A 21,733-nucleotide genomic window follows, 5' to 3' on the forward strand; every position below is an offset into this window, starting at 1 on the left:
TCACAATCCCCCACCCCTGCTTCGCGCCCGGCCGCACCCCCGCCCCCACGCTGCTCGAACGGCCTTCTGTGGGGCAGGTTTTCGTGTGCGATGACGATGCTTCTTCCAGCGCGCTATACCATCGACCGGTTCCAGCGTAAATCCGGTAACTCGCTCCAGCGCAGCGTCTGCGTCAGAAGCGGGACTTCAGCAGTCGTGTAGTGCCTACGAACAGTTGGGAGTTTACTCCTTGAGTACGCCGCAGTCTCAGGTTCCGGCTCAGTCTTGCCCGGTCCTCCACGGCTCTCCGATCGATTTCGACGGCCCGCGGGTGGCCATCTACTCGGCGGAATTCGCGGCTGATCCACACCGTGTCTACCGCGAAATGCGCAGGCGCTATGGATCTTTGGCTCCGGTGGAGTTGGCGCCCGGCGTACCGGCTACCTTGGTGATCGGCTACAGCACCGCGGTGCGGATCCTCAATGATCCCGAGCACTTTCCCGCCGACCCACGCGCCTGGCAGAAGAACATTCCCGCCGACTGCCCCATTCTCCCACTCCTGGAGTGGCGGCCCATGGCCAGTCGTAGCACCGGTGCCGACTTCGCCCGCTACCGTGGGGCGATCACCACGAGCATCGACGAGGTCGACCTGTATGCCCTCCACGCCACCGTCGAGGGACTCGCCATCCCCTTGATCAACTCCTTCTGCCAGGACGGATCTGCCGACCTGATCCGCCAGTATGTGTTCCCGCTGGTATTCGAAGTCGTGAACTATCTGCTCGGTTCCCCTCCGGAGATCGGTGCTCAGGTTGCCGCCGGTACAGCCGCTCTGCTCGAAGGTGTCGACGCCGAGAAGGGCAACCAGCTGCTCGGGGAGGCGCTGATGAGGCTGGTGGCACTCAAGCGGGCCGAACCCCAACGCGACATAACCTCGGTACTGCTCCAGCATCCCGCCCGGTTGGATGACGTAGAGGCCTCCCATCACGTATCCCAGGTCTATGGCACCGGTATCGAATTCCAGCTGAACCTGATCGCCAACACCCTGCTGCTGATCCTCACCGACGAGCGCTTCGGTGACAGCATCCTCGGCGGCAACCTGTCGTCCCGCGACGCCCTCGACGAGGTCTTGTTCAACGACCCCCCACTGGCGAACCTGCTGATCACCTACCCCCGCCAGCCGATCCTCATCGATGGCGTCTGGCTGCCCGCACACCAGCCCGTCGTCATCAGTATGGCCGCCTGCAACAACGACCCCGCGATCCGCACCGACAACCTGACCGGCAACCGCTCCCATCTGGCCTGGGGCCTCGGCCCGCACGCCTGCCCAGCGCGAACCCTGGCCTATCTGATCGCCCAAGACGCCATCGACCAACTCCTCGACGCGCTGCCAGAGATCGAACTGAACCTGCCCGACCGAACACCCAACTGGCGACCAGGCCCCTTCCACAGGGCATTGACCGAGTTGCCGGTCACCTTCCCGCCTACCTCGCCGCTGAACACCGGATAAAGGGCATGCACCGGCTACCCGCTGTATTGCTCGATATCGAGGACATATTCGAATTCTCTGATCTGGTCGGCTACCTCCTGCGAGGAGGACACGACGACTCGATCAGTGCCGGCGAGCTGGACGACCTCCGCGCCCACCGTCTCCAGCCAGTCGAAGAACTCCATCCGAATCCCCCGCGGGGTGGCGCTGTCGCCGAGCATTCCTGGATCGAGACGGACAAGGTAGGTGTGGTGTTTCGCCGACATGAAGCTCTCCCTCGGTCGTCCTGGGGTGCAGCAGTGCACAAGATGAAACCCTCACCAGGTAGCGTCGGCACCAATTGCCGAGCACCAGCATGATGCAGTCCGACGAGGCGTAGCAGCGGCTTCCTACTGATCCGGCCCGCAATGGGCCACCTGAACACGGTCGACAACTGCTGACGCAGGCCGCCGCTCGGAGATTACCCGAGGTGGCACGGACGGATGCGCATGATCGAGATGTGTCTGCGCGAGTCCACCAGCGCACTTCCACGGGCCGGTCGTCGCAGCCGGCCGACCGGCATGATCGAATGCTGGCGGCTGTCACCGTTTTTCGCTCCAAGGCTGAGGTAGACAATTAACATGTTCGAACGAGTTCTGACTGTCGCTGGAATGGCGGCCTCCGTGTTCACGGCTACTGTCGCCGGGCCAGCCCCGCAGGCACATGCTCAACCCTTCCCACCCGGCGTGTCGTGTTCCGACACCACTTGCCGCAACGACACGAACGACACCTATCTCGTCGAGGCATGGCAGCATTGCCGAGTCATAGGTACGGCATGGAAAACCGAAACCCCCTTCAACGTGGTCGTACGGCCGCACGAGACCGTGCATGTCGCGGGCGTGGACTGCCCACCGTTGGTCACGGACAGCAAGATCACACCTGGGCCCGACGTGATGCCGACCGAACCGGCCGGCATCACGTATTTCAAGGCCGTGATCTACAACCCGAACGCTCCCAAGGTGCCCAGCGGCTCGACGCTGTGACAGAAACATGCCGCTGAGGAGATTCGCCGGTTGTCTTGTCCGCCAAGGAAAGGGCACTACAGCTTCCACCTGTCCGATCTCGGAGGCGGGCACCGCCCGCTGCGCGCGCGTGGTCTTGCGAACGGCGGCACCGATTCCGGGAAGACGGTGATCAGCCAAGAGACCGGAAGAAGTCGCGGCGCCGCGGCGCCGCGCGGCTCAGCCGTGCCGAGGAAGCCGCGGTGGCGGTCAGCCAGTACTGCGAGATGTCGGTGAGCATCCGCTCGTCACTGATCTGCGAGCGAGGATCGGTCCACTGTGCGAAGCGCTCGGCGATCCAGGCCGGGACTGTCTGATCTCCGGCTCTGGTGCATTTCCGGTGGTGGTCGATGCTAGGCGAGCAGGAACCGTTGCTGTAGGGCAGTGTGAGACCGGCGATCGCAGCGTCGTGGTCCTGGTCGAGGCCGCGCAGGAAGGGGTCGAGTTCGGGCAGCCGGGCCTCGCGGACCTGTTTCATCCATGAGTCCAGGTCGCTGCCGCGGCGCTCGGTCATCAGGTGCGCGAACTCGGCGACCAGCCGGGCTAGATCGGTCATCTCCGGGCATGCCGCGACGAGCTGATCGAGGTGAGCGCGGCGTCCGTCGGACAAATCGTCAGGCCGGGTCATGATCCAGGAGGTAAACGCGGTGACAGCGCGATCCGGTCGCTCTCGGCGCGGCCCTGGTTGAGGTACTTGTGCAGCAGGTTGATGCTGCCGGTGTAGCCGAGGTCTTTGATCTCGTGGAAAAGGTGCAGCACGGGGACGCCGGGTTCGGCGGCCCGGCGAGTGCGCAAGTGGTCGCGATAGCGGTCGACCAGGCAGGGGCGGGCGGCGCAGCTGGTCGGGTTCGGGAGTGCGGGCGTAACGCTTGACGGTGTTGAAGGCCGAGGGCCAAACCGTACTGCCATGGTGAAGCCCAGTTCCCGCAATATCAGCAGAGTCATCAGCGGGCCGGTGAGCATCAGCGAACTCCCGAACCGCGCGCTTGCAGCACAACTCGACAAACGGCCCCAACGGCAGAGCGAGGCAGCTGCGGCGATCCCCGACAACGCCGCTATCAACGGCACCTGCAGATCCGACGCGTGCACGACCAGGATCGCGATCAACGGCAGCGCCCCGGTGCCGAGCGCGGTGCCGAGCTGGCTCACCGCCGCCGATCCCCAGAGCCGATAGAAATCAGGCGAAAGCCCGGCTGAGCACCACTTCGGCGATTGGCCCTGGCTGCTCATTGGCGGCTTGCGATCCTCCAGGAAGTCGGGCGCGCACTACCTGTGGCGGTAATCTGTCGGGACTCGTCATTAGTCTGCCGTCATGGTCAGGCCTGACTCGGCATTGCGCCGCCTGCTACGTGAAGCAGGAAAGTTACTGCAGTCGTATGGGTTTCATGGCTCCGAACCCGCATGGGTACGGGTCGAAACCGGCGGTGTCGCGTCCGTCAGCCGCACCCGGGTTGCCCGCACATGGACCGGCGGACAGCAGGTGCTCAGTTTCGGCTTGGATCTGAGCGCCACGCCAACGGGCTGGTGGGAATTCGGCAACTGGCGCAACGCGCGGCTGGGCATACCGCCCACACCGCTGGAAAAAGCGACCGGCCCCGGCCTGATCGACACCCACGCCCTGCCGGACGCGCTGACCGCAATGTGGTCCCTGCGGCTCGACCCGGAACAACCGGGCCAGCACGTGCTGCAGACCGACATCGACGCCATCCGTGCCGAGCTGCCCCGGCGCGTACACGCCTACGCGCGCCGAGCATTACGGCTGGTGGAGCCGGATCGGTATCTCGACGAGCTGCTGACCCAACCCACCCCGCGGAGCCGGACCTTGGAGGCGATCGTCGTCCTGCTCGCGGATCGGGGGCCGGGACCACACCTCGACGACGCATGCGACCAGCTCCGAAAGTGCTTCGCCGAACGAGATGCTTCGACCTACGCAGAAGATGTCATCGCCTACGCGCAAACCCGCGCTGCCCTCGTCTGAGCAAAGGCGCCCTCCCGGCCCGCACCGCAAACCAAGGGCGCGAACACCCTCTCGAAATGCCTTGTCGCCGTTACGCTACCGAGGAGGGCGGCCAAGGCCTGCCGTGAGCATCGATCGGATCGACCGCAGCCGGCCATTGCCGCCGAGGACGCACATTGCGGGACCTGACGCACCGCGCGAATCCGATCCGCTGCGCTGATCCCGCACAGATACCTGCGATACCCGTAGATCCGAGCGACTGAGACCCGGCCCGACACCAGGGCCTGCGCGTCGTCAGGGGCGGCATCGCCGCCTTGGCCCGCCCCTGACGACACTTGTACCCCAGCCAGGAAGGACACAAATGACCGGCACCGGAGGCGTCTGGGATGACAACACAAGCATGTAGTCGGCTTCGGACCGCATCGCCCGAACTGCTCGCGCGACGCCACAGCGAAATGCCCGGCCCGGACACTGAACGGAGTTGAACGGAATGAAGAACATGCAGGAATGCGAGGTAATGCAAAGACCGATCATCGCCGTGCGGCACAACAACACGGCACGTGAGGCGGCGCTGATGCTCACCGAATCGGGCTACGCGGCGTTGCCTGTTCTCGACCAGGACGATCGCCTCATAGGGGTACTCACCAGCGGTGACCTCTTGCGGGCCGGCGAACTCGAGGACACGGTCGGTGCGGTGATGACCACACCGGCGGTGTCGGTCCCTGGCAGCGCGGCCCTGGCCGAGGTGACGAGCAGGCTGGCAACACACGGACTGCGCAGTCTACCAGTGGTCGATGCCAACGGCCGCGTGGTCGGAATGTTCAGCCGCGGCGACGCGTTACGGATCATGCTCACGCCCGACGATGCACTCGCGGCCGATGCCCAGAACCTCCTCGATGAATACGCCGGTGCACGGCGGTGGCAGGTCACCGTCGAGGAGGGCGACGCCACCATTTCCGGCCGGTTCGCCGACGAATCCGAACGGCGCATCGCCATCGCCCTGACCCGTACAGTGCCCTGTATCCGCATCGCGACCACACCGGCCGCTGCGGCCGCACCCGCGCACTGACCCGGGGTGCCCATAACAGTGAATTCAACCTTCGAGGTGTCTGAAGACCCTTTCAGAAGACGAAGCCGCGCAGCGCCGCGAAGCGCATACCGCCGACCACTCCCATGATGGCGATCACGGCGCCCGCCTGTGCGGTCTCCCCGAGGCCGGGTGCCCAGAACTCGAGACCGGCCAGCGCCGCCGTGCTGATCAGCAGGCCGATCAGCGCCAGCCCGCCGCCTTCCCACTGTGCGGTGAACCAGCCGACCCGTCCGGCCGCGCGGAAGGTGAGCTGCCGGTGCAGTTCGTTTGCGATCACCGTGCTGACGATCGAGCCGGCGATATTGGCGACCAGCGGACCGATCCCGATCGTGGCCATGAACAGCAGGACATAGGCAATGTTGCTGGAGCCCCCGACCAGAGCGAAGCGGATCAGCTGGGCGAAGGCGTGATCACCGCGCAGATACCGCATCGCGCGGGCCAGTCGGTTGAGGCATTCTGTGCGCAGCATCGAGCAGGGCCCAGCACCGATAGGCAGATCGATGCCATCGAGGATCGTCTTGTCCCCGTATGCCTTTCGCAGTCCGGAAGCCGCAATTGCTGTGCTGTTCACATGAATACTGTCGCCAGCCCGGCTGACACCGGCCTGACGCCGGCCTGACACGGTGTCCTGCCTGGTCACAGCGGACAAGGCGGGCGAACAGGCACCGGTCCGTGTTACACGGGATCATCGGCAGCGGTAAGGCAACGACAAAGCGCGCCAACCGAACCACGGTCGGTTGGCGCGCTTCGCGGCGTTGAGACTGGCGGCCTTGGGTCAGCCGCCTACCGCCGCAGCCGGGAGAAGCGTGCGGTCGCCGGATACGACAGTGACGGGTAATGCTCCGTGCATGACCGCGTAAAGCGAGCGCTAGCTACTGCCAGTGCCGGCGCCGACCGATTGGCCGGTGATGATCGACCTGATAAGCGTCCAGACCCACACCGTAGGGTCGAAACTCATCGGCACCCCTTCCTGTTTCTCGAGGAGGTGGCCTATCGAGGCAGAAGGCTTGCCAACCTGTATCTCGACGGCCTGATTTCACCCTGAACAGACTCCAAGCCATCCCTCCGGGATGCGATGTGCCTGTGGTTCCTTCGGAGCGGCGCCGTTGCTGGATGCCGCGGCCGATCACGCTGGAGGCCCGGGAACGGAGAGCCGCAGCAGCGGTGCAGCGCGCGAGCACCGTCCGGGGTCCAGCTGACGCGGCAGAGTTGGACTGACCGGGCGGCGGTGTGCTCCACCGGCGGCCACCAATACCGCGGATACTCGAGCACCAGGAGTGCAGGGCGAAAGAGCTGGTTGCCGCTGTATCCGGTGGTTCGGATTCCGGGGCCGAGTTGGTGAGGCGCAGACGCCGCCGGTATGTCTCGGTCGGTGGTGTCGCGGCACCGGCAACCGGATAAGACGCGGATTCCGATGTGTCACCGCGCTATTCGAGTTGGTTGCTGGACGCCCCGCAGCATTGTCGCAGATCGCCGTGACGCAACGCCGCCCCCGAGGTGGCCTTCATCGCGACTCTGAGTCGATTCATGTCATGTCCGCCCCGGGAATCCGTTACCGTCCGAGCTGGGTCGAGGTGCCCACCCCCCGCGGGCGTCCCACCCACCCGGGGGGTGGGCACCCTCCACCCCCCGGGGCCCCTGCGGGGCTTGTGTGGGTCACGCCAGTTCGGTTGCACCCGCATCAGCTATCCAGTCAGACCAACAGCCAACATGCCGCGACCTGCTCACGGCTTTCCGATGCCTACCTCACATAGCGGATAACTCTAAGTCGCTGTTACAGCTGCGGAGGTTGGTTCGCTCCAAGTCGGCCCGCGACCGGCGGGTCTCCACACCAAGCCGGCACACCGAGACGCCGATGCGGTGGAGGACAAGGCGTCGCTCAGCTCACCCACTCGTCGATCTGGCCCCTCAACCGAGCGCGATGCCAGTCGATCTGACACCACTGAGTGTGCGCGCGGAGAGGTGGATCCGGATGGGTGCCTGCAGCACGGCGGACCAGCATCTGGTTGACGTTCGGTATTGCCGACCACCGAATACGTCATCGCCGTTCCGCTCGTCATCGGCTCGCACGACCACAGCCGTCCCTCGGAACACGACATCTCGACAAGACAGTCGGTATGCGCCGCCCACGGGCATCGCGCGCGAGAGTTGGCGGAGCAGCATGTCTTACACATCCGGCCGGCCGGGAGGAGATCCAGCCTCGAGCACAGTACTGCCAATGGTAGAACTTCTGCGTCCCGAGCTTCCCTGCCTCAGAACTGTTCACGCGCCGAGAACCCCGCTCGATCAGCCTGCGCGCGTCGAGCGGCGCAAGGATAGTTCGGGCAGCGCCGAGCACAAGCTCGGAGACGTCAACGGAAGCATCGACGAGAAGGGCATCGAGATCAGAGAGGTCCGAACCACCAGAACATCCACATTGTAAGAGCAGCGGCCACTCCCAGTAATACCGCTGCAGCCAGTCCCAGCCCGAACCCCGAGTATGGATAACGAACGCCACCGCACCCACGCCGACCGAAAGCAATACGGGCGATCCGGCCTGGGTGGCCAACGACCCGTACGTACACGCGGATCGGCTGCGCGGCACGACGATCTACGTGGCCGCCGGAACGGGCAGGCGGGCCCGCTGGACGAGCCGGACAGCATGGGGATCGACGGCAATCCCGCGAAGCTGGTGGACCAGTTGGTCGTCGGCGGCGTTCTCGAGGCCGTCTCGGACCGCTGCACAAAGATCCCTGCGCGACCGCTTCCACGAGCTCGGCATCCCAGCCACCTTCGACCTGCGCCCAAGCGGCACTCACTCCTGGGGCTACTGTGCGTCCTCAAAGCCATATCAGCAAGGTCACCAGGTCGAGCATGCCTCGGTAGGAGGAGGTGCCAACTCGAGCAGGATCGAACTCGGCGTCTGAGCACGAAACCGAGATGGTCACTTGTGCTCCTTCTGGATCGAACGCCAGAATACGATTCCACGGCTTGCAGCGATGGTTGCCGGATGACTCGGACCGAGGAGCCGAAGCCTGATTGCGTGCAGCTCCTCGTACTCGGCGATCGCGCCGTCCATGTCGCCACTGGCACCGAGCCAGCCAGCCAGATTTTCCTGCGCGCGCAGCGTGTTGGCGTGATCTGGGCCGAGCAGCCTTCGTCGTTCCTCGACCTGCTTCCGGTACTCTGCGACCGCTGCCATCGGGCTACCGCTTGCACCCTGCCAAAATGCGACGCTTCCACGCGTTCTCAGGGTGTCCGGGTGGTCGGATCCGAGGGCTTTCTGCCTCTCGACGAGCAGTGTGCGATATTGCGCGACCGCATCATCGACGTCACCGTTGCGGGCCAGCCAGAATGCGAGATCGCCTCTCGTTGACAGCGTGTCAGGGTGCTCAGGTCCGAGTATCTGTCGCCTGTCGGCGAGCAACGCCTTGAAATCGCTGATCGCCTCGGCTATATCCCCGCCCCGGCCCCTCAGGGAAGCCAACAGGCCTCGAATGGTCAGAATGTCAGGATGGCGCGGGTCGAGCACCCTCAGCCTGTTGTCGAGTAAGCGGTCAAGATCTGCGATGGCACCAGTGACATCTCCTGACTGCCCACGCCAGTAAGCGAGGTCGCTGATCGTCGTGAAAGTGTGGGGATGATCGCGCCCCGAAATTCGCGATCGATCGACGAGCAGTGCCTCCAACTCTTCGACGGCGGCGACGACATCACCGCTGCGACCGCGCCACAACGCGAGATCGCTGCGCGTGGTGAGGGTGTTCGGATGATCCGGCCCGAGAATCCGTTTGCGGCAGATGAGAAGTTTCTCGAACTCCGTCACAGCCGAAACGACATGACCACTTTCGCCGAGCCAACGCGCGAGGCCGCTACGGACGTGCAGCGTATGCGGATGCTCGGCACCGAGAACCCTTTCGAACTCGGGCAGCCAGCTAGCCCAACGCTGTTGGTTATCTGCGGCCCGATCCAAATTGCTTTGCTCGAGAGCCGCGAGCGCGCCAACTGGATCACCGGCCGCGAGGTAGTGACGCGGCAGTGACGAGCTCGCATAGGCTGCGATCGCGCGCGAGCCCGCAGCGTTTCCTTCCGCGAGCGTGTCGAGGGCAGTGATGATCGCTCGGTGGATCGCAGCACCGTCAGCCTCCGCGGTGTCGAGCAGGCCACGCAGGAGGGTGGCGAATTCGGTGTGGATGATGCCGACCGTTTCGTCGGGTTGACCGGGTCTGCCACGAGAAATCAGGATGCTGAGGTCGACAAGTATGTCTCGGAGCCGGGGAAGCGGTAGGTCGTGCCCGATAAGCGTGAGCGTGGCACTGAGGACAGAGATCGGCATAATCGGTCCGACTCCGGCTGCAAGCAGCACCCTGACTGTAGCGTACGCAGCGCTCGGGTCGGTCGCGCGCCGACCGATACTACCGAGCTTCACCTTGATGAGAGTGGCCAGGCTGGTCGGCCGCCTCGGCTCGCTCGCGAGGGTGGCGAAATCGATCTCGGTAAGGAGTCTGGCGATCAGCCAGCCACCCGCGACCGAAGCATCCAGGAGACGGTCGAGCCCTACGGTGTCGTCCACTGCCGCGGCGGAGAGGGCTCGGCGGAGGTCGCATGCGGTGGGTGCGGGAAGATGGATGCGGATGCCGTGACCGAGTTCGGCTGTATGCTCAGCGTCAGTTCCGGTGCGAACACCTCCGATGACGTGTACAGGCGGCCGGGCGGCGTCGGCGGTGGTCAGGCGCCGGATCGCGGCCAGAATGATGCGCCGGGCACCGAGTTCGGGTTGGTCGAGGCCGTCGATGACGAGCGTTACGCGCTTCCCGCACCGACGGAGGGTACGGGTGATGTCGATATCGAACCCGGTAAGTGTTGCTCGTTCCTGATCGGTGAGAGCCTTACGGACAGCGTCGCGTGTCGCCGTGTATCCAGGTAGGCGTGTGTCGAGTTGTGCGGCGAGGTCGGCGGCGAGCGAGTCGAGGGTACTGGTCGTATCGAGAAAAACGGCTGCAGTGACGTACTTTTCGTTGATATCCAGATCGTCGACAAGGTTCGGGCGGATCAACAACGACAGCAACGTCGACTTTCCGGCCCCCGGGGCACCCAGGACCAGCCGCAGCGGCGCCGCGCGGGCGTCGAGGATGGCCTGAAGCGCGTCTCGGACGGTTTCGGTGATCAGCACGCTGGTGGTGAGCTGGTCGACAAAGCCGGCGGCAGCCTGGCCGGTGACGGCGTTGCGGTTCAATGCCGGATTCGGGACCAGCCACAGCCCGCGGTCGCCTACACCCGTTCGCACGGGGGAGCCGCGGGTGTGCGAGGTGTGGTGCGGGATCTGGTTCGGGCATGCACCAGCAAGGTCATCGACGAGATCGATACAGAGCAGTTGCGAGCCGGCAGTCGGTATACCGGCGGCGAACATGTCGAGCAGGGTACGGGTGAAGCACCCGTCGTAGGCGTTGTGGTCGCCGGAAGCGGCCAACAACTCGAATCGACCGTCTATGGTCAGCATATCCGGCCAGCGCGCCGCCGCACCGGCGACACCCGCACCGGCCTCGCACGCGTCCACCAGCACCACGAGACCGTCCAACGACTGGCATTCGCCGAGGCGTTCCCGAATCGTCTGCGTCAGATGCACGGCAGTGTCCGAGTCTGCGCTCAGCCCGGGCGAATCGGCCGCGAGCAGCCGGAAATCCTGCGCCCCGACGCTCGAGCCATGGCCGAGGAAAAAGATCAGCAACGTCGCGCTCGACGCGTTCGCGACCGCGAACGCTTTCTTGATCTCCGCCTTCAACTCCGCAACGGTCGGGTTCAATAAAGGCCCACCGCCGCCTACTGATTTCCATCCGCCACCCCGCGTCAACGCGGCGTGCAATTCGAGCGCAAGTTCTTCGACGAATCCCAGGCGTGGCAGCGCCGCGCACTGTGATCCGACGATCAACGCATACCGGTCCGCCATCGTGCCACTATGAACGCCGAACCACCCGGCGCACAACCGAACTGGGACAAGCCGACCGAGCCGGGGACGCCATGGTGACAAGCGGGTCCGGGCACGGCGCGTAGCTTGGGAGCAGCACTCCGCCGACACTCGATCCGCCGCCTGTTGCCGTGTGACTCCGTCCACTGATGATGCTTGTGCGTGGGTAGTGAACCGTTCAGAATCCGAGCAGTCAGATGGGGTCGGGCTCGTGTGCTCCGTAGACGGGTGGTTTGAATGCCATGGACTGCGGATCGGCAGGGGGCGGGGTGCTGCGACGTATCCGCAGTCCGGCAAGGAAGGCCACCGTGGTGATGATCGCGATGTGCACTGCCAACAGGACGAGGAACGGGAGGATGAATCCCTCGTCGGTGACCGCGCCACGGTCGGTCACACAGTAGAGGGTGTAGTTGACCGAGGTGCCCTCGGAGTCGTGGAAGGTATCGGATACCACAACGGGTTCGCGGTAGGGATCCGAACAGAACAGCGGCGCGGTGAGTTTCGCTTCACCGGGCCAGATCGATACCGGCACGACGGTGCTGAACATGCCGACGCCGACACCGGTCGACAATGCGGCGGTGAGCAGTCTCGCCATGGCTCATACCTGCTGGATTCGAAGGAACGCGCCGGTGCGGTCGAACTCGGCGACCATATCCGTCCGCGGGGAGGTCACGTTCGCGACGATTCGGATCTCGCGGCCGAAACGGCTCACGACGATCACGCTGACCTGGCCGTCGGCGAGTTCGCTGCGAGCCAGGGCGGTATCGACGATGTCCTCGATACGCGCGAGTCCCGGCACCTCGCTGACCGCGAAACCCTCGCCGTCGATGTCATCGAAGGCCGAAACCCGCACCGGTTGTGGCGCACTCAGCGCACCGAGCGTGAACGAGTAGTCGTCGAGCCGGCGGGAACCGCCCGGATCGCGCACCCGCAATCGCACGGCCGCTTGCCGTGCGGTGGGATCGGGCCACGCGGAGAAGAATCGAGTCACCTGGTCCGGCTGATCGAGCAGCACCACGCGGAACCGCGTGGAATTCGGCGCGGTCAGCAGGATGACATTCGCCTGAAAATCAGCGGTTCCCAGATGCTCTCCCACCGCGGTGACCGCCGAATCCGTCAGCCCGTTCACCAGACCGCCGCCCCGCGCCCGCAAATCCTGTTCGAAGTCGCCGCGGTCGACCGCCCCGATACATCCACCGGCGCCCAGTACGACCAGACACAGCGCGGCCCGTAGCCACCTCCAACGGCGCATACCGGGATACTAAACGTACGCTGCCCGACGGATGGCGTCTTCCGCAAGGCCTTCCAGCGGATCCGCCCGCGAGGATCACGGCAGATCACACACTCATGCCGTCGGCGATGACCGCAACGTGGAAGATCTGCCTCTTGCTGGTGCTGGTGAGCGCCCGGATATCGTCGAGCGTCACCTCTCCCGGCCCGTCGCGGCGCAGGTGCGCCGCCTTCACGGTCAGTGCCACATACCGGATGGTAATGCGGTCACGTGCTCATCGAGGTCGACAGACTCTAGCCGCGCAGTCGAAGGCGGCGTCTCCGATTTCACATTCCGCCTTTCGCTCGAATGTGCCTTCGCGTGTCCCATCGAGCGCGGCCACTGTTGCGTGTTCCCTGCGCCTGATCCGGCGTAGTCTCGTCGCCGGTGCCGTCACGCCCGCCGCCTTCGCCTGCTGCTCGAGACCTCTCTCGTATCTCGCAGCCGCTCCTTCGTGAGCAGGAAGAGCCAACTCATGTCCACATCCACGCAATCAGCGATCACCCTGCGGAACCTGATCTTCGAATGGCCCGACGGGACCGTCGCGCTGCACGGCATCAATGGCGCATTCAGCAGCGGGCGCATCGGTTTGGTCGGCCGCAACGGCGCTGGTAAGTCGACGCTGTTGCGCCTGATCGCCGGAACTCTCACACCGACCTCCGGACTCATCGAAACCACCGGGGGAAGTGGGTTATCTGCCGCAGACGCTCACCCTCGGCTGCGACACCACCGTCGCGCATTTACTCGGCATCGCAGACAAACTCGTGGCCCTGCGCGCAGTCGAGGCCGGTGAGGTCGACGAGGCGCATTTCGAAACAATCGACGACGATTGGGATATCGAATCCCGCGCGGACGAAGCTCTGCGCGAGATCGGCTTCAGCGCAGCCGATCTCGAACGCATGGTCGGTGAGATCTCCGGGGGCCAGGCGGTTCTCATCGCGATCACCGGACTGCGGATCCGACGCACGCCGATCACCCTGCTCGACGAGCCGACGAACAATCTCGACCGCGAAACCCGGGCCGCGCTGAACGGATTCGTGGATTCGTGGCCGGGAACCCTCGTGGTGGTCAGCCACGATCTCGAACTGCTCGAGCATATGGATACCACCGCGGAATTGCACGGCGCGACACTGGAGACGTTCGGCGGACCCTACAGCGCTTGGCGACAGTACATCGAGCAGGAACAGGCCGCGGCCCAGCAAGCGGCTCGCACCGCCGAGCAGGCGTTGAAAATCGAGAAGCGGCAACGCATCGAGGCCGAGATCAAGCTGGCCAGGCGTGAGCGCACGGGCAAGGCGACGCAGCGCAACGGAGGCATCCCGCGGCTCCTGGCGGGAAACCGCGCCAGTAAGGCGCAGGGCTCGGCCGGAGCTATGCGCACCACTCTCGATGCCAAAGTGTCTGCTGCCCAGAGCGTGCTCGATGCCGCGGCAATCCGGGTCCGCCGCGCGGAACACATCCATCTCGACCTGCCCGATCCCGATGTGCCGCGCAGCAGGCGGATCGCGGAACTGCGCGACGGTGACCGTACTGTCGTGATCCAGGGCCCGGAACGGGTCGCCCTGATCGGCCCCAACGGCGCCGGGAAGTCCACACTGATCGAGAACCTCCTCGAGGGTCGCGATCCGCGACGCGGCACTCTGTACACCCACCGGGTGGGATATCTCCCGCAACGCCTGGACGGACTGAACGAACAGGTCGGTGCGCTCGAGAATGTCCACACGGTGGCGGCCACCACGCCGCCAGCCACCATCCGCAATCAGCTGGCCCGGCTGCTCCTGCGCGGGAACAGTGTTGAACGGCCCGTCTCGACACTCTCCGGCGGTGAACGCTTCCGAGTCTCGCTGGCTCGCCTGCTACTTGCCGATCCCCCGTCCCAGCTGTTGATTCTCGACGAACCGACGAACAACCTCGATATCGCCACCGTCGACCACCTCGTCGAAGCCTTGGCCGAATACCGCGGCGCTCTCCTGATCGTCAGCCACGACTATCCGTTCCTGCGCAGAATCCGCATCGATACCGTGGTCGAACTCGATTCCGAACGGCCACCTCCGACCGCGTGGGTCCCTGAGCTGGGGCTAACGACGCGGCTGCGGGACGCGTTGAACAGTCAGCAAAAGGCAGCTGGCGTGAGTTGGCGAGGCCACCGGGGCGGGTGGGAAATCACGGCTCCGGCGGTCTTCACATGTGGTCGGCGTCGATGATGGCCTGGGCGAACGGGTGCGGGGCCTCCTGCGGGACATTGTGGACGATGCCGTCGAGGACTCGGTGTTCGTAGGGGCCGGTGAATTTGGCGCGGTAGGACTTTCCGTCTTTGGCCGCGCCGTCGAAATCGCTGGCGATGGTGATGGCGGGCACGGTGATGGCGGCTTCGGCGGCGAGTTGCTGTTCGTAGGCGTCGTATTGCGGTTCGCCCGGTGCCAGGCTCAGCCGCCACCGGTAGTTGTGGATGACGATATCGACGTGGTCGGGGTTGTCCCAGGTGACGGCGTTGCGCTCGTAGGTGGCGTCGTCGAAATTCCACTGGGGCGAGGCGAGCCGCCAAATCAGCTTGTTGAAGTCGTGCCGATTCTTGCGGTAGCCGAGCCGTCCGCGTTCGGTGGCGAAGTAGTACTGGTACCACCAGCCCAGTTCGGCCTCCGGCATCAGCGGCTGCTGCTGGGCCGCCTGCTGGGTGATGATGTATCCGCTCACCGCGACGATCGCCTTGCAGCGCTGTGGCCACAGCGCGGCGATGATATCGACAGTCCGTGCGCCCCAGTCGAATCCGCCGAGGATGGCCTTGTCGATATGCAGGGCGTCCATGAAATCGATGATGTCGCGCGCGATCGCCGACTGCTGACCGTTGCGGACGGTCTGCGCGGACAGGAAGGTGGTCGGGCCATAGCCACGCAGGAACGGGAGGAGCACCCGGTATCCGGCGGCCGCCAGCAGTGGCCCGACATCGGCGTAGGCGTAGGGGTCGTAGGGCCAGCCGTGCACCAGAATCACGGGTTGTCCGGTGCAGATGGGTGCTGACCGTCCGGTGCGACAGATACAGCCGTTGCCCGATCTCCCGATTGGCCAGACCCAGCGCCGCCAATTGCGCGATGCTCAGCTCATGCGGGGTGAGTCGCTCCCGGGCGTCCAGGCTGCAGTCCGGGCTCGATTCACCGGCACCGCGCAATTCCACCCGTGCCCGCTCGCTCCATGCGGCGAAGCCGAGAGCGTCGAAAACCTCTCTGGTCGTGCGCAAATGAGTCCGGGATTCGACCACCCGGCGCTGCCGTCGCAACCATTCACCGAAGGCCAGGTGCAGGCGGCCGCGCTCGGCCGGCCAACCCGCCAGGTCCACCGCCAGCGCAGTGGTGAACCCCTCCTCCGCGGCAGCGGTAGCGGAACCCCTCGCGCATAACGCATTCCGATATGCAAGCGGGTGACGGTGTGGACGCAGCTACCGGCTCCAGTCCGTTCAGCAGGTCCCGCAGGGCGTCGGTCCGCCCGGCGCGGACTGCGGCCTCGGCCAGTTCGGCGAGGAAATACGCACGCAGAGCCGGTGAATGGGAGGGGTCGCGCGGATCATGGAGGCGGCTCAGGTCGTCGAAGGCGTCGTCGAATCGTCCCTCGCCTGGTGCTGCGTTCCTCAATGATCATGTATCTTGTTGTGGGTCTTGTTGTTTCGGGTGATGGGGTGGGTTCTGCCGAAGGTGCTGGTCGGCACGTCCTGCACGGGATGTGGTGGAGGAGCGGAAGATTCGTAAGATCGCTGGAGCTCGGCATGCTCCGGGTGATTGGATTCGCCGGGCGCGGATGATCACCGCGAGCTGGGACGGGAAGTCCACGGCGGTGATCGCAGACGAGTTGGGCTGTCATCCACAGACGGTGCGTGAACGCCTGCACCGGTTCAACACTCATGGCTTGGAGGGGCTGGGCGATGTCGGTTGCCGCAGGTCGGCCGTTGATCCCCTCGGGCAGCGCTGCGATGTGCACCTGGCCGTAGGCCAACGAGGACGCGACGGACCGTCGGAGGCTCCGTCAACGCCGGCCACCCTGTCCCGGCGAAACCTCTTGTAGCGCACAGTCCCTGAGCCGCTTCTAGCATGGCTCGCGCAGGTCGGCGCATTTTCGGCTGATCTCAATATAAACCAAATGCCAAGGGCTACAATCGATTACATGCAAGGGTGCAGTCGATCCGCTGCGGCAACCTTCAGCCCGGTGAAGGTACTGATCACGCAGATCCGCGACTGCGTCACCCGACGGAACGCCACGGCCGTGCCGTTCATGTGGAGCGACACCGTCGGGAGATCCTGGCCGAAGTTGTTCTTCCCTATGCCAGCTTCCGGAAACTCGTCGACAACAATGCCTAGTACCAAGCCTCGATCCAGGGACTCGGGTTTCGATCTGGTCCGCGGATTCTTCGGCGACTCACACCTGGCCGGCATCACCGCCTGACTCGACCAAATTACGAACCCCTTAGCAAAGCTGAACCACAGCACACTAGGAGGATGAAGCATCATGAAGACTTCAGAGTTCGATTTCAATCCGAGGGAAAGGGTCATGCCATCGGATCCCGTTGAGTTGCGCGGCAAGCGTCGCGAGGATGGAAGGATGGTCGTGCTCGACCGTTCTACGGCGACGATCGAGCACACGGTATTTTCGACTATTTACGACTATCTTCAGCCGGGTGATCTACTGGTATTGAATGATAGCTACATGCTGTCGAACACACTATCGTTTCGGCATGATAACGAAACAGTGGACGTGATCGTTTACGGTCACGAGCCTGACGATGCGACCATTGTCAAAATGGAGGCCGGGCAACAATTGAGGCAGGGGACGACCCTGACATCAATCGACGACAACCTGCTTACCTGCGCCTTACTCGAATCGCAGCCCGGCCAGCTCTGGAAGGTGAAGTTCGAGTCCGCCGAGCGATTGACACAGGCACTTCATCGATACGGTCGGCGCAGCGACGAGACAATTCCGCTCGATCCGACGTACTGGCGGACAGCACCGGAGGCTTATCGCTCGGTTTACGCAAAGAAACCTGGTTCGCTAGAGATTCCGTCGGCGGGCCTTCATTTCTCTGAAGAGTTGCTGACTCGCATTGCCGACAAGGGGGTTGAGCTTGCTTACATTACCCTCCATGTAGGGGCCACTGAAATCCTCGCAGTTCGTCATATCAGCGCGGAAGAGGTCGAGAATCACAAGGTGAGAGCCGAATTCTTCGAGGTCGGAGATGAGTCGGCCGCGCAAATAAATCGAGCCCTGGCCGAGAGGCGACGCATCATCGCTGTTGGCACGACGGTCATGCGAACTCTCGAGACACTGGCACTCCACAACGAGCCCAAGGGCGCTATTCAGCCTAAAACGGGCTGGACAGATCTCTATATTTATCCAGGATTCCAGTTCAAGGTCGTGGATATACTTCTGACGAATCTCCACAGGCCACGGTCCAGCCATATTGTACTCACGGCGGCTTTCGCCGGCAAAGATCTCGTTATGCGCTCCTACTCCGAGATCTTGGAGAACGGCGGATACGAGTTCGACATGTTCGGTGACAGCATGCTGATTTTGTAGCCGCGTGCCGTTGCCATCCGGGTCGCGGAAGGCGGCGAAGGAGCTGTTCTCCTGTGGTGGTCGAGTTTTCGGGTCAGTTGTCCGCGGCGGCCTGCTTGATGACGTCGGCAACCACATCCGGATGCGAGACGGCGACCGAGTGCGAGGCGTAGACCTCGGTGATGTGCGTGCGGGCGCGTTCGGCCATGAATCGTTGCGCCTCGACGGGAATATTCAGATCCTTGGTGGTCACGATGTCCCAGCTGGGTTTCTCGTTCCAGGCCGCGGCCGTCGCCTTCTCCTCGAGCGCGGCCTGTGCGATCGACCGCTGTGTGGCCGCCATGAGGGCGGCGCGGCCCTCAGGGACATCGGCGGCGAACTGGGCGCGGAACTTGTCGGGCTGGATGTAGAGATCGGTACCGGTGCCGCCGTCGATAGTGCCGAACGGCACCGGATTCACAGTTCGGCGAAGGCGCCGTGTTCGAGAACGATGGTCGGCCTCGGTGCGTCGTCGGTGGGGCCGGCCTGGGTTACGGTGCTCGCGGTGCAGGCGACGATGAGGCTGCCGCCAGCAACACCGGCCGCGAGTGCCGTGAGCGCGCGGGTCGTGCGGCGTCGAACGCGGCCATATCCGTTGTCGACCATGGGATTTCGCCCTTCAAGCAAGTGGATGCAGGTTGTTCGATCCCACTCTCGTACGCCGGGCGTCGGTGGCGCATCCGTCACCTGACGCTGGTATCGACGTAAGTCCGCCGCGGCCTGGTGAATACGTCGGAGTCAGCGTCAGCTGACGGATGCGGGGGTGGCTGCGCCGGGCGAAAGTAAACGCTCTGAAACAGTCGTTTTCAACGCTGTACGGCGGACGGTTCGGTTCCTTCGGCGGCAGAGTGTCCAGCAATGCTATTGAGAAGTGTGACCACTAGATCTAGTAACACTAGATTGTCAAGCGATGCTATAGTCGGCCTATGTCGACCCAGACGCGACGAGAACGGGAACGCGCCGAACGGCACCGGCTGATCATCGACACCGCTCGGGAGCTGGCCGAGTCGCAGGGCTGGGACGCGGTTACTGTGCGCAGGCTGGCGGAACGGATCGAATACAGCCAGCCTGTGCTGTATTCGCACTTCGCGGGCAAGGACGAGATCGTCACGGCGGTCGCCGAGGAAGGCATCGCGGAGATGGCCGCGTGGAGCCGCGCGGCGTTGGAGTCCGCGGGCGGCGAGCCGCGCGCAGCGTTGGCGGCGGTGGCGCGGTCCTACCTCGACTTCGCGACCGCGCGGCCCGCGCTCTACGACGCGATGTTCCTGATGAAGGTGAACCTCGCGTTCGGCGAGAATGCCTCACAGCCGCTGCGGGACGCGTTCGCCGTCATGTTCGCCGCCTTCGCACCGTTCGCGGGGGAGCACGATCCGGAGACCTTCACCGAGGTCGGCTGGAGCGCCCTGCACGGCCTGGCGACCCTGGACCGCGGTGGACGTCTGCGGCCGGCTCAGCGGGACGCCCGCCTGGCGGTGCTGGTCGACCAGTGGACCCGGTAGGCCTCTGCCGTTGGTGAGCGCATCGATCTGGGAGTCGTCTTTCTGCCCACGAGTGGAGACCCGCGCGTATCCGAACCGAGTCATGCCCAGAACCGTCCCCACAGGGCCGACATCCCTGGTTTCGTCCCGCAGATTCCGCACACGGGTTGTGACCCGATTCGCGATTTCGGCGAGCTGCGGTTTCGCGATTCCGGTGCGCCGAATCGAGTTTGGGTCAGAAACGATCATTTTTGACCGATCGCATCGCGCGGTATGCGGCAGATGAGGGCGTTTCTGCGGGTGGCCTCAGTGCGTGGCAGTGATGCCGCCGCCTGAGCTGCGGCGCCTCACTGGGCGGCAGGTCAGCCCACCGGCGTCAAGGCGGGGGTTGCCAGGTGCCGTCGATCGCCGACCTCGGCGCGGTCAGGCTGCCCGAAACCCGGTCGATGAGGACCGGGACCCGCGATGAGCCCCAGAACCCACCAACGGAGCCAGCAGACCGAAAGATCTGCCAGCGCTCGGTGACCGGGTTGCCGGCGGCAGCGCCTGCTCGGCCGTAACGGGCAAGTGCAGCTTGCCGACCCGAGCGCGATCCCGCGGTAGCGATCCGAGATCTAGCAATGCTAGACAAGATAGCGGATGAATGTTACCGTTGCTCCAGTATCTAGCCCTGCTAGAATTTGAGAAGGGAAGCCGAAAATGCTCATTGTCACCGGCCAGATCATCGCCGCCGCCGCTGTTCTCTCCAATGCCATCGTCTATGGCACCGACGTCTGCGGGGCCGTGATCACCCGGTCCGTGTACCGCAAGCTCGATGACGCGACCGTGACCATGAGTGCGGGATGGGGTCACTACTATGGCGACAAGCGCATGCCGGTTGCCGGTGCGGGCGGTGTGGTCACCGCGATGCTCACACTGCTGATCGCGCTGTGGGCCGGGCAGATCGGCGCCGCTGTCGCGGCGGGGATCACGGTGGCGGCGCTGCTGACCTGGCTCGCCTTCTATGTCAGCATCGCCAAGCCGATCAATTCTCAGCAGACGGCCGCTGCGCAAAGCGGCATCATTCCGGCCAATGCCCGTGCGCTGCAGGACAAGTGGGACAGCATTCTGAAGTACCGGGTCACCCTGCAGTTCATTGCCATTGCCGGACTGTGCGCCGCGCTGATCCTGTTCTGATCTCCCAGCCGCCATACGAGTTCGTCACCAGCGAAGCTGGGATCGAGATCGGAGGAGGTAGCCATCCTCCGCGATGTCGCGGTCCCGCTGAACCGCCGACGCAAGACGCGCGGGATGCGGCAGGCAACAGCTTGCGCTTCCCGCACCCGACAACTTCCGGCTGATCGCCGGGGGGACACCTGATATCGAGTTCACTGAGGAGTAACTGACATGACCTTCACCAGCAACGAACAGCAGTTCCTCGCGGAGGCCGGGATCGGTCGGCTGGCCACGGTGTCGCCCGACGGCGTTGTGCAGAACAACCCGACCAGCTATCGGGTGAACGCCGACGGCACGATCGACATCGGGGGCATGCGAATGCGTGCCAGTCGGAAGTACCGCAATGTCGAGGCGGGCAGCCGGGTGTCGTTCGTCATCGACCAACAGGTTTCATCGGAGCCTTACGTGATTCGCGGCATCGAGGTACGCGGCACGGCCGAGGCGCTCGATGACGAGGAGCCACCGTTCCAACCCCAGGAACGCGCGGTCATCCGAATTCACCCCGAGCGGGTCATCTCCTGGGGCATCGACGGCGGATCCTTCGACTTCACCAGTCGCCGCACCGAGTAGTCAGGCATCGTGGGCGATCCTCGAGAAAGGCCGTCACCGACCGTTCTTGAACATCATGGACGTCGGCGGTCGAGACCGCCACCGCCAGAGGGATTCCCGCTCGATCGGACAGGATGTACGGCCGAGCCGG

Annotated in this window: 21 protein-coding genes and 3 pseudogenes; 11 read left to right on the plus strand and 13 right to left on the minus strand. The window is 64.4% G+C overall.

What is annotated here, in order from left to right; translation table 11 throughout:
* The first annotated feature begins 310 nt into the window (after nt 1-310).
* Nucleotides 311-1,486 carry a cytochrome P450 gene (locus tag AB0M45_RS31030; RefSeq protein WP_364336499.1) on the plus strand — a complete coding sequence of 392 codons (1,176 nt, stop codon included), beginning with the start codon at nt 311-313 and terminating at the stop codon, nt 1,484-1,486.
* Nucleotides 1,487-1,500: 14 nt separating this feature from the next.
* Here AB0M45_RS31030 and AB0M45_RS31035 read toward each other — a convergent pair whose 3' ends face one another.
* Nucleotides 1,501-1,731 (minus strand): hypothetical protein, encoded by a 231-nt coding sequence (locus tag AB0M45_RS31035; protein WP_364336501.1) that lies wholly within the window; start codon nt 1,729-1,731, stop codon nt 1,501-1,503.
* A 354-nt stretch (nt 1,732-2,085) separates the two neighbouring features.
* On the opposite strand from AB0M45_RS31035, the gene AB0M45_RS31040 reads away from it, so the two are divergent.
* Nucleotides 2,086-2,487, plus strand: coding sequence for a hypothetical protein (locus tag AB0M45_RS31040; RefSeq protein WP_364336503.1), 402 nt, complete (start codon nt 2,086-2,088; stop codon nt 2,485-2,487).
* Nucleotides 2,488-2,638: 151 nt separating this feature from the next.
* Here the strand turns inward: AB0M45_RS31040 and AB0M45_RS31045 are convergent, their stop codons facing one another.
* Nucleotides 2,639-3,133: a hypothetical protein gene (locus AB0M45_RS31045; RefSeq protein ID WP_364336505.1), complete on the minus strand. Its 495-nt coding sequence runs from the start codon at nt 3,131-3,133 to the stop codon at nt 2,639-2,641.
* The gene (locus AB0M45_RS31050) at nt 3,130-3,735 is read right to left on the minus strand and encodes a hypothetical protein (protein WP_364336507.1); all 606 of its coding nucleotides are present in this window, start codon (nt 3,733-3,735) and stop codon (nt 3,130-3,132) included. Before AB0M45_RS31050 ends, AB0M45_RS31045 begins: the two co-directional genes overlap by 4 nt.
* An 82-nt stretch (nt 3,736-3,817) precedes the next feature.
* Between AB0M45_RS31050 and AB0M45_RS31055 the strand changes: the two genes are divergently transcribed.
* Nucleotides 3,818-4,483 (plus strand): hypothetical protein, encoded by a 666-nt coding sequence (locus AB0M45_RS31055; RefSeq protein WP_364336509.1) that lies wholly within the window; start codon nt 3,818-3,820, stop codon nt 4,481-4,483.
* Nucleotides 4,484-4,952: 469 nt separating this feature from the next.
* Nucleotides 4,953-5,531, plus strand: coding sequence for a CBS domain-containing protein (locus AB0M45_RS31060; RefSeq protein WP_364336511.1), 579 nt, complete (start codon nt 4,953-4,955; stop codon nt 5,529-5,531).
* 52 nt (nt 5,532-5,583) lie between these two features.
* Here AB0M45_RS31060 and AB0M45_RS31065 read toward each other — a convergent pair whose 3' ends face one another.
* The 5 genes from AB0M45_RS31065 to AB0M45_RS31085 form a co-directional block, all read right to left on the minus strand.
* Nucleotides 5,584-6,021 (minus strand): GtrA family protein, encoded by a 438-nt coding sequence (locus tag AB0M45_RS31065; RefSeq protein WP_364336558.1) that lies wholly within the window; start codon nt 6,019-6,021, stop codon nt 5,584-5,586.
* A gap of 2,454 nt (nt 6,022-8,475) precedes the next feature.
* Entirely contained in the window at nt 8,476-11,475 is a 3,000-nt protein-coding gene (locus AB0M45_RS31070; protein WP_364336513.1) for a tetratricopeptide repeat protein, read from the minus strand.
* Nucleotides 11,476-11,686: 211 nt separating this feature from the next.
* Nucleotides 11,687-12,088, minus strand: coding sequence for a hypothetical protein (locus AB0M45_RS31075; protein ID WP_364336515.1), 402 nt, complete (start codon nt 12,086-12,088; stop codon nt 11,687-11,689).
* A gap of 3 nt (nt 12,089-12,091) precedes the next feature.
* Nucleotides 12,092-12,745: a hypothetical protein gene (locus AB0M45_RS31080; protein ID WP_364336517.1), complete on the minus strand. Its 654-nt coding sequence runs from the start codon at nt 12,743-12,745 to the stop codon at nt 12,092-12,094.
* An 85-nt stretch (nt 12,746-12,830) separates the two neighbouring features.
* Nucleotides 12,831-12,971 carry a hypothetical protein gene (locus tag AB0M45_RS31085; protein WP_364336520.1) on the minus strand — a complete coding sequence of 47 codons (141 nt, stop codon included), beginning with the start codon at nt 12,969-12,971 and terminating at the stop codon, nt 12,831-12,833.
* Between the two features lie 267 nt (nt 12,972-13,238).
* Between AB0M45_RS31085 and AB0M45_RS31090 the strand changes: the two are divergent.
* Nucleotides 13,239-13,701, plus strand: a pseudogene (locus AB0M45_RS31090) (ATP-binding cassette domain-containing protein); the annotation flags it as partial.
* Between the two features lie 435 nt (nt 13,702-14,136).
* A complete protein-coding gene (locus AB0M45_RS31095) occupies nt 14,137-14,967 on the plus strand; it encodes an ATP-binding cassette domain-containing protein (protein ID WP_364336560.1) in 831 nt (276 codons plus the stop codon).
* On the opposite strand, the pseudogene AB0M45_RS31100 reads toward AB0M45_RS31095, so the two are convergent.
* Nucleotides 14,945-15,763: pseudogene (locus tag AB0M45_RS31100) on the minus strand (alpha/beta hydrolase); the annotation flags it as partial. The gene AB0M45_RS31095 and the pseudogene AB0M45_RS31100 sit on opposite strands and share 23 nt — an antisense overlap.
* Nucleotides 15,764-15,812: 49 nt before the next feature.
* Nucleotides 15,813-16,097: pseudogene (locus tag AB0M45_RS31105) on the minus strand (LuxR family transcriptional regulator); the annotation flags it as partial.
* Nucleotides 16,098-16,480: 383 nt separating this feature from the next.
* On the opposite strand from AB0M45_RS31105, the gene AB0M45_RS31110 reads away from it, so the two are divergent.
* Nucleotides 16,481-16,816, plus strand: coding sequence for a helix-turn-helix domain-containing protein (locus AB0M45_RS31110; RefSeq protein ID WP_364336522.1), 336 nt, complete (start codon nt 16,481-16,483; stop codon nt 16,814-16,816).
* A gap of 95 nt (nt 16,817-16,911) precedes the next feature.
* Here AB0M45_RS31110 and AB0M45_RS31115 read toward each other — a convergent pair whose 3' ends face one another.
* Nucleotides 16,912-17,238 carry a hypothetical protein gene (locus AB0M45_RS31115; RefSeq protein WP_364336524.1) on the minus strand — a complete coding sequence of 109 codons (327 nt, stop codon included), beginning with the start codon at nt 17,236-17,238 and terminating at the stop codon, nt 16,912-16,914.
* A 19-nt stretch (nt 17,239-17,257) separates the two neighbouring features.
* On the opposite strand from AB0M45_RS31115, the gene AB0M45_RS31120 reads away from it, so the two are divergent.
* Complete coding sequence (locus AB0M45_RS31120) at nt 17,258-18,322, plus strand: S-adenosylmethionine:tRNA ribosyltransferase-isomerase (protein ID WP_364336526.1); 1,065 nt, start codon at nt 17,258-17,260, stop codon at nt 18,320-18,322.
* 73 nt (nt 18,323-18,395) lie between these two features.
* Here the strand turns inward: AB0M45_RS31120 and AB0M45_RS31125 are convergent, their stop codons facing one another.
* Complete coding sequence (locus AB0M45_RS31125; RefSeq protein WP_364336528.1) at nt 18,396-18,752, minus strand: alpha/beta hydrolase; 357 nt, start codon at nt 18,750-18,752, stop codon at nt 18,396-18,398.
* Between the two features lie 5 nt (nt 18,753-18,757).
* Nucleotides 18,758-18,946, minus strand: coding sequence for a hypothetical protein (locus tag AB0M45_RS31130; RefSeq protein ID WP_364336530.1), 189 nt, complete (start codon nt 18,944-18,946; stop codon nt 18,758-18,760).
* A gap of 320 nt (nt 18,947-19,266) precedes the next feature.
* Here AB0M45_RS31130 and AB0M45_RS31135 point away from each other — a divergent pair, with 320 nt between their 5' ends.
* The 3 genes from AB0M45_RS31135 (at nt 19,267) to AB0M45_RS31145 (ending at nt 21,603) form a co-directional block, all read left to right on the plus strand.
* Nucleotides 19,267-19,839 carry a TetR/AcrR family transcriptional regulator gene (locus tag AB0M45_RS31135; protein ID WP_364336532.1) on the plus strand — a complete coding sequence of 191 codons (573 nt, stop codon included), beginning with the start codon at nt 19,267-19,269 and terminating at the stop codon, nt 19,837-19,839.
* Between the two features lie 678 nt (nt 19,840-20,517).
* The gene (locus AB0M45_RS31140; protein ID WP_364336534.1) at nt 20,518-20,994 is read left to right on the plus strand and encodes a DUF1772 domain-containing protein; all 477 of its coding nucleotides are present in this window, start codon (nt 20,518-20,520) and stop codon (nt 20,992-20,994) included.
* 210 nt (nt 20,995-21,204) lie between these two features.
* On the plus strand, nt 21,205-21,603 hold the full coding sequence (locus AB0M45_RS31145; protein ID WP_364336536.1) for a PPOX class F420-dependent oxidoreductase: 399 nt from the start codon (nt 21,205-21,207) through the stop codon (nt 21,601-21,603).
* The last annotated feature ends 130 nt before the right edge of the window (nt 21,604-21,733 follow it).

It is taken from the genome of Nocardia sp. NPDC051787, assembly GCF_040681325.1.
In the GTDB taxonomy this organism is placed as follows: domain Bacteria; phylum Actinomycetota; class Actinomycetes; order Mycobacteriales; family Mycobacteriaceae; genus Nocardia.

Excerpts from the sequence above, each read along its gene's own strand:
- AB0M45_RS31035 (WP_364336501.1), bottom strand. The coding sequence starts at position 1,731 with ATGTCGGCGAAACACCACACCTACCTTGTCCGTCTCGATCCAGGAATG.
- AB0M45_RS31040 (WP_364336503.1), top strand. The coding sequence starts at position 2,086 with ATGTTCGAACGAGTTCTGACTGTCGCTGGAATGGCGGCCTCCGTGTTC.
- AB0M45_RS31045 (WP_364336505.1), bottom strand. The coding sequence starts at position 3,133 with ATGACCCGGCCTGACGATTTGTCCGACGGACGCCGCGCTCACCTCGAT.
- AB0M45_RS31050 (WP_364336507.1), bottom strand. The coding sequence starts at position 3,735 with ATGAGCAGCCAGGGCCAATCGCCGAAGTGGTGCTCAGCCGGGCTTTCG.
- AB0M45_RS31055 (WP_364336509.1), top strand. The coding sequence starts at position 3,818 with ATGGTCAGGCCTGACTCGGCATTGCGCCGCCTGCTACGTGAAGCAGGA.
- AB0M45_RS31060 (WP_364336511.1), top strand. The coding sequence starts at position 4,953 with ATGAAGAACATGCAGGAATGCGAGGTAATGCAAAGACCGATCATCGCC.
- AB0M45_RS31065 (WP_364336558.1), bottom strand. The coding sequence starts at position 6,021 with ATGCTGCGCACAGAATGCCTCAACCGACTGGCCCGCGCGATGCGGTAT.
- AB0M45_RS31070 (WP_364336513.1), bottom strand. The coding sequence starts at position 11,475 with ATGGCGGACCGGTATGCGTTGATCGTCGGATCACAGTGCGCGGCGCTG.
- AB0M45_RS31075 (WP_364336515.1), bottom strand. The coding sequence starts at position 12,088 with ATGGCGAGACTGCTCACCGCCGCATTGTCGACCGGTGTCGGCGTCGGC.
- AB0M45_RS31080 (WP_364336517.1), bottom strand. The coding sequence starts at position 12,745 with ATGCGCCGTTGGAGGTGGCTACGGGCCGCGCTGTGTCTGGTCGTACTG.
- AB0M45_RS31095 (WP_364336560.1), top strand. The coding sequence starts at position 14,137 with ATGCGCACCACTCTCGATGCCAAAGTGTCTGCTGCCCAGAGCGTGCTC.
- AB0M45_RS31120 (WP_364336526.1), top strand. The coding sequence starts at position 17,258 with ATGAAGACTTCAGAGTTCGATTTCAATCCGAGGGAAAGGGTCATGCCA.
- AB0M45_RS31130 (WP_364336530.1), bottom strand. The coding sequence starts at position 18,946 with ATGGTCGACAACGGATATGGCCGCGTTCGACGCCGCACGACCCGCGCG.
- AB0M45_RS31135 (WP_364336532.1), top strand. The coding sequence starts at position 19,267 with ATGTCGACCCAGACGCGACGAGAACGGGAACGCGCCGAACGGCACCGG.
- AB0M45_RS31140 (WP_364336534.1), top strand. The coding sequence starts at position 20,518 with ATGCTCATTGTCACCGGCCAGATCATCGCCGCCGCCGCTGTTCTCTCC.
- AB0M45_RS31145 (WP_364336536.1), top strand. The coding sequence starts at position 21,205 with ATGACCTTCACCAGCAACGAACAGCAGTTCCTCGCGGAGGCCGGGATC.